Origin of the sequence: Flavobacterium psychraerolatum (assembly GCF_025960985.1) — a bacterium.
GTDB lineage: Bacteria > Bacteroidota > Bacteroidia > Flavobacteriales > Flavobacteriaceae > Flavobacterium.
In genome coordinates, this window is record NZ_JAOQMX010000047.1 from 24736 (window position 1) to 30735 (window position 6000).

Below are 6000 nucleotides of genomic sequence, written 5' to 3' on the forward strand. Positions count from 1 at the left end.
ACTTAACCTATATAATAGCCGCTTTTACTATTTCTTGAATGATTAACCCACAATGAAAATAAATATGTGGAGAGCAGAGGAGATAATTGGGAGAATACTTGCCTTGATTGACAAAATCAAGCTTATCAACAGGATTCGAAGAACTGACCTTACTCGAGAAGTTAATAAAATTAGCCTTTTACGGAGTTTATAGAATAGATTTGGATGCAGTAACTAGAGTAAAAGGGAAATAGACTATAAAAACTACGCTCGAATTGACAAATGGAATCGTACTTATAAGAACAATTTGTCAAGTCGAGCGCAGTCGAGACTTTTTAGTAGTAGATAGTAAGGGAAAGTATCTGTAATCCTTTTAATTATGATTCTTTCAAATGAACAAAGGTTTGAGTGAAAGCGATTGTCAGCTTGTTATTTAACTTCTACAGCATACAGATGAAAATCTATAGTATTTTTCAACTAATTATTTATCTCCAAAATAAGATACACCACCACCAGTTAAGAAATCTTCTCTCACAGGACTGAAAGTGTCAATAAGAATTCCTTCTTCCAAACAAATTGCACTGTGTAATAAATTTGGCTCAATATAAACACCATCTCCAGCTTCTACAATTTTCTTTTCTCCATCAATTTCAAATTCAAATTTACCTGAAACACAAAAAGTAGCTTGCGTATGAAAATGTTGATGTGGAGCTCCTAATGCACCTTTGTCAAACTTTACTTTTACCATCATGATTTGATTGTCGTATCCTAAAAATTTTCTAGAAACACCACCACCAAGTACTTCCCATTCTAAGTCTTTTGAACTGATGTATTTTTCACTAAATCTTTCCATTTTATCTTTATTTGTAGTTAGTAATTATTTGACCAAGATAATTTATTTCTAAGAGACGAGAAGAGTAAAAATTAGAAATTTTGTGACTTTACTATTCGTAATTGTTTGAAAACACGAATCTGAATTTTTATAAAGACTAGTTCACGATTTCGTTATTCAGCAAAGAAAGTACAGAACTTCATAAGGATTTTGTAACAGATTGAGCAATTACACAGAGACTCATAAAGAAAACACAGAACCTCACAAATATTTTTTTCTTTTAACTACTTTTCAAACATAAACCACAAATTACGTCTTTGCGAGCAACAGCCTATCTGGTTTTCGGGAAAGCAATCACGCAAAGTATTTCTGTAATCTTGTCATTCTGGAAGAATCTCTGACAAAGATTGGAATGATTTTATATTGACTATTTCATTTCGCTTTTCTTTGTGGGCACAAGCAGGACGCTCGCGCCAGCGTAGGAAAACGAAGCAATCACGCAAAGTATTTCCACAATATTGTCATTCTGAAAGAATCTCAGACAAAGATTGGAATGATTTTTTATTGACTAATGCAGTTCGATTTTCTTTGTTGGTACAAGCGAGACGCTTTCTAAAGCTTGTAGTATAATTTTATTCATGAGTTTTAGTTTAGCTCAGGTACAGTATTATATTAATTTGGCTTTTTCTATCAATTCTTCTGCCTTTGCAAATAATAACATTTCTACGGTCGAAATAGTAGTATTTAATTCATTTGCACATAAATTTAATAACTCAAGGTACTCCTTATAGAAAGTAAATTCATTGGTTTTTTTCCAATTTGGCTCTTTTGAAATTAATTTTAAAGTTTTATTAGCCTTAATTATTCGCTTGTTTTGACTGGCAAGAAGTGGATATAAGCTTTTTTCTTTTGTTTCGTAAATTATTTGAAGTGCATTTAATGAACATGAAACACGTGCATCAAAAATCGCATATTTATTATGGTCATGGACTACTAAAGCTTTTGACCATGAGGCAATTCCCTTTACACCTTTTTCAATTAATTCTTTTGCCGCAGAAGTTTTGTACTCTTGTAAAGCTAACGCTTGATTCCCTTTTATTCCTCCCCAAGTTTTTATGTAATATTCGATAAGTTCCCCTTTTTTTGATAATTCTATCTCAGATTTCCATTTTTCATGAAGTTTTGTCTTTAATGCTATGTTCTTCTTATACTGATTTCCGTCGGGTAGTTTAATATCTTGAGGTAAAACTGATTCATTTATTTTTCTCCAATTATACCAATCGTTTGTATTATCAAAGCATTCAGTACAAATGGTAACTATAGCATTTTTAAGATTCATTTTTATTACATTTTATGGATATTATTTTCAATCCAGTTTAAATTATATTTATCGTATTGGCGCTTTAAGATGCCAAGAAATTAGTTAACACTCAGTTTTCGGCTTAACGAAAATTTGATACGAAACGGCAATTCTACTAAACTCCAGATAACTCAGAATGGCTGTTGAACTAAACCTTCGGTAGTGTATTGAGTTAAATAGCAGTCCTTTGTAAAAGTAAATAAAAACTTTATAAGATGAATAAAAAAAACCACTAGAAGAATTAAAGTACAACAAAATCATCAATCAGGCCATACGAAACGTACCTGATTTTGAAGCCTTGTTGAATCGATTTGAGAGAACAATTTCGGTATTAGGACGCAGTCAAAGTACATTTTCCAACTACTCCCGCCATGTTGCTTCGATGGCGTTGCATTTTGGAAAGATTCCAACAGAATTGGATGTAGAGCAAGTACAGGAGTACTTGTTTATGCTGCAAAAACGATCGAAAACCCCTTCGAAAACTTACTTCAAGCATTGTGTTTATGGACTGAGATTTCTACTCAAGTCCGAAGGATTGCCTTATGAGTATTTGCATTTACCTTCGATTAAGCACGAGAAAAAACTCCCTACCGTACTCAGTAAAGAAGAAGTTTGGCGGATGCTCAAAAGTTGTCAGTTGCTAAAACACAAAGTCCTAATCGGGCTTTTGTACGGTTGTGGACTTCGTTGCATGGAAGCGCGATCGGTACGTTTGCAAGATTTAGATTTTGACCGTCAGCAACTCAAAGTAGTTCAGGGAAAAGGTAAAAAAGACCGTTATGTGCCGCTATCAGAGCATCTTATTCGGGTGCTAAAAGTATATATCGAAGCCGAAAAACCAAAAACCTATCTCTTCAACGGACAACCTGTAGCACGTGCTGGAGGCAATACTTCGTCTACGCTCAGCACAGGCTTTGACTCTCGTTATTCCCAACGTGGCGTGCAATGGGCAGTCAAACAAGCCAGTAAAGCTGCTGGAATCACCAAAGATGTTTGTGTACACACCCTCCGACACACTTTTGCAACGCACTTACTCGAGGATGGACTCGATATTGTGAGCTTAAAAAACCTTTTGGGACACGAACAAATTTAGACCACGATGGAGTACTTGCACATCGCCCAACTCGACACTCAAAAAGCTTTTAGTCCACTCGATACTTTGTTTGCCAAGTGTCGCACAAAGTAGCCTGCACTGAGCCAAGCCGAAGTGAAGTAGCCCACGTACTAGAAAAACTCGGGACAAAGATTGAAAATTTAGGACTTAATACTTGGCAATTGCGCACCTTATCGGCAGTTCGGCGGTGTCGTACGGCGGCTTTGGGCGGGCACATTGATGCTTGTGATAGTTGCGGAAACATCAGTATTAGTTACAATTCCTGTCGCAATCGGCATTGTCCTAAATGTCAAGGTAAAAACCGAGAAGATTGGATACAAGCACGGCAAAGTGAACTCTTGCCCGTGCCGTATTTCCATGTGGTTTTTACATTGCCCGAAGGGATTAATCCACTTGCGATAAAGGATCCAAGATTGGTGTATAATTTATTGTTCGAATCGGCTTGGGCGACGCTAAAGACTTTTGGAGTACGAAAAGAAATCCAATCTGGCATGATTGCCGTTTTACACACTTGGGGACAGAATTTATCGCTTCATCCTCATTTACATTGCATTGTTCCAGGCGGTGGTGTGGACAAAGACGGCAATTGGAAAAGCATCAGAGCCGATGGAAAATATCTTTATAATGTCAAAGCTTTATCAAAGATGTATCGAGGCAAATTTTGCGATGCTTTAAAACAGCGAGATCCTGATCAGTACACCCGAGTGAAGAAGCAGCTTTGGGAAAAATCTTGGGTGGTGTTTGCCAAAAAGCCTTTTGGAAATCCCAATTCAGTGGTGGAATATCTAGGGCGTTATACCCACAAAATAGCCATCAGTAACAACCGAATAAAAAGCATTGATGATCAAAATGTAAGTTTTCATTACAAGGACTACCGTCAGAATGGGCAACGTAAGAGCATGACTCTCACACACGAGGAATTTATCCGACGTTTTGCGATGCATATTTTGCCTAAGGGATTTGTGAAAATAAGGCATTACGGTTTTTTGAGTAGTAATTGGAAGCGAGAGAAACTAAAGGTTTTACAAGAAAAACTAAAAGTTAAACCCCAAATAAAGGTAGCCAAGGAATCTAAAATCAGAAAGTGTCAATGCTGTAAAACGGGCAATTTGCACACTATATTGATTTTCGATCAACGAGGACCGCCTGCTTGGTATCTTGGTGGAGGCCAGAAATTAGCTGCCTGTAAAAACTAGTTTTATGGGTAGGGCACGTATGCGATGATGTGAAGGAAAACACAATAAAACCAGTCTAATTTACGGCTCAAAAAAAAAGAGGACGCTTTGTCCTCTTAAATCACCTAAACTTGTTTATCGATATCCCCATAGTGACGGAAGTAGAGCGGTTCCGTTCAACCGCGGTTTCATTGTTGGCTTTTCAAGCCCAACGAAACCTTGGCTGTTAGCTGCTGTATTTTTTATTCAATTCGTTGAAAATTTCAGCGATGTAAACTTTTATATTTTCCTTTTTGTACTTTTTAATTAAATTATTAACCTCGATTAAGTTTTCCACGTACGTTTTATTATTCAACTTCGTAATAAAATTTACTCCATTAGTTATAAATTCTTTTGCTAAAATATCTGCTATTTTTTTAGAAAATGAATCATAGAATTCTTCTGGACCGACAATTATTTTGCACGAATTAGCTTTGATAGAATTAGTTAATTCTTCAAATAAAAATGCTTCTTGTTCATCCAAATTTTTGGTAAATAGAATTACAATAGCTTCACAAAAATAAAAAATGTATGGATTTTTAATTTGATTATTGGTCGCAATAAATTTACTTTTTACTGAGTATTTGTTAAAGTTTATTAGCATTCTATAATCTTCAATTTCTACCATTTCTGTAACGTTATCGTAAAGAAAACTGCTTACAAATTTTTTAATTTTTAGTAAATCTTTTTCATCTATGTAACTATCGCCGTCTTCAAGTTTATAGACACTGCAAAACCTTAAAATTATTGAATAAAAATATGCTTGAACTTCTATATTGGTAACTCTTTTAGGTTCGAATATTTCATATTTCTGAGTAGAAATATAAGAATTGAAATTGTTACTATATTTATCTTCCCTAAACTTTTGCAGAAATTCGGTCGCAAATTTAGATTCTAATAAGCCTAATTTTTTTTCACAGATTTTGCAAAGCACGTAATCTCTTGCATAATCATTTGGTTTAATTTCTGTTGAAGTGTTTTTTGAATTTGCTCTGCCAAAGTAAACACTTACATTAGAATTTTTTGAATCGATGTTGTATGATTCTTCTTTATCTCTTTCTCCGACACAGTTTTTTATTAAGCTTGCAGGAATTAGATGAGAACCTACTTCATCAGCAGTTTTATCACAGATTATACAGTTCATATTGTCTTTTTTGCAGTTTGTTGTGAGAATATAGCAGCTAACGTCAGTTTGTCTAATAACCTACAAACTGTCTTTTTTCTAGTTAATTTGAGAGTAAAAATAGTTGATTTAAGCTACAGTTAAATAATTTTTAGAATAAATATTTAGTTTAGGATAATAAAAATTATACTCGTAGCAAGCTTTAAAAAAGCTTGTTACCGCTAGAATAAACAAGGTAAGTACTTTTAGATACTTTTTTAGTAGATTTTGGTCAACAAGGTTGAATATTCTACGAAGATTGTAGGCAGTGAAGATCAGTCCAACATCGGCAGCGGCTCGTTTAATGGTCTTTTTGGTCATGATATAATAAAATCCCCA

At 34.8% G+C, this 6000-nt stretch carries 5 protein-coding genes and 1 pseudogene; 2 read left to right on the plus strand and 4 right to left on the minus strand.

The window, feature by feature from the left end:
• Positions 1–460 precede the first annotated feature (460 nt).
• On the minus strand, positions 461–832 hold the full coding sequence (locus tag M2326_RS14900; protein WP_264620338.1) for a cupin domain-containing protein: 372 nt from the start codon (positions 830–832) through the stop codon (positions 461–463).
• A gap of 646 nt (positions 833–1478) precedes the next feature.
• Positions 1479–2150, minus strand: a complete 672-nt coding sequence (locus M2326_RS14905; RefSeq protein WP_264620339.1) for a hypothetical protein — start codon at positions 2148–2150, stop codon at positions 1479–1481.
• Positions 2151–2472: 322 nt separating this feature from the next.
• Between M2326_RS14905 and M2326_RS14910 the strand changes: the two genes are divergently transcribed.
• Together M2326_RS14910 and M2326_RS14915 are read left to right on the plus strand one after the other, a co-directional pair.
• Complete coding sequence (locus M2326_RS14910; protein WP_264620344.1) at positions 2473–3264, plus strand: tyrosine-type recombinase/integrase; 792 nt, start codon at positions 2473–2475, stop codon at positions 3262–3264.
• Between the two features lie 77 nt (positions 3265–3341).
• Complete coding sequence (locus M2326_RS14915; protein WP_264620340.1) at positions 3342–4481, plus strand: IS91 family transposase; 1140 nt, start codon at positions 3342–3344, stop codon at positions 4479–4481.
• Positions 4482–4686: 205 nt separating this feature from the next.
• Here M2326_RS14915 and M2326_RS14920 read toward each other — a convergent pair whose 3' ends face one another.
• Positions 4687–5643: a hypothetical protein gene (locus M2326_RS14920; protein ID WP_264620341.1), complete on the minus strand. Its 957-nt coding sequence runs from the start codon at positions 5641–5643 to the stop codon at positions 4687–4689.
• 108 nt (positions 5644–5751) lie between these two features.
• Positions 5752–6000 (minus strand): annotated as a pseudogene (locus M2326_RS14925) (hypothetical protein); the annotation flags it as partial.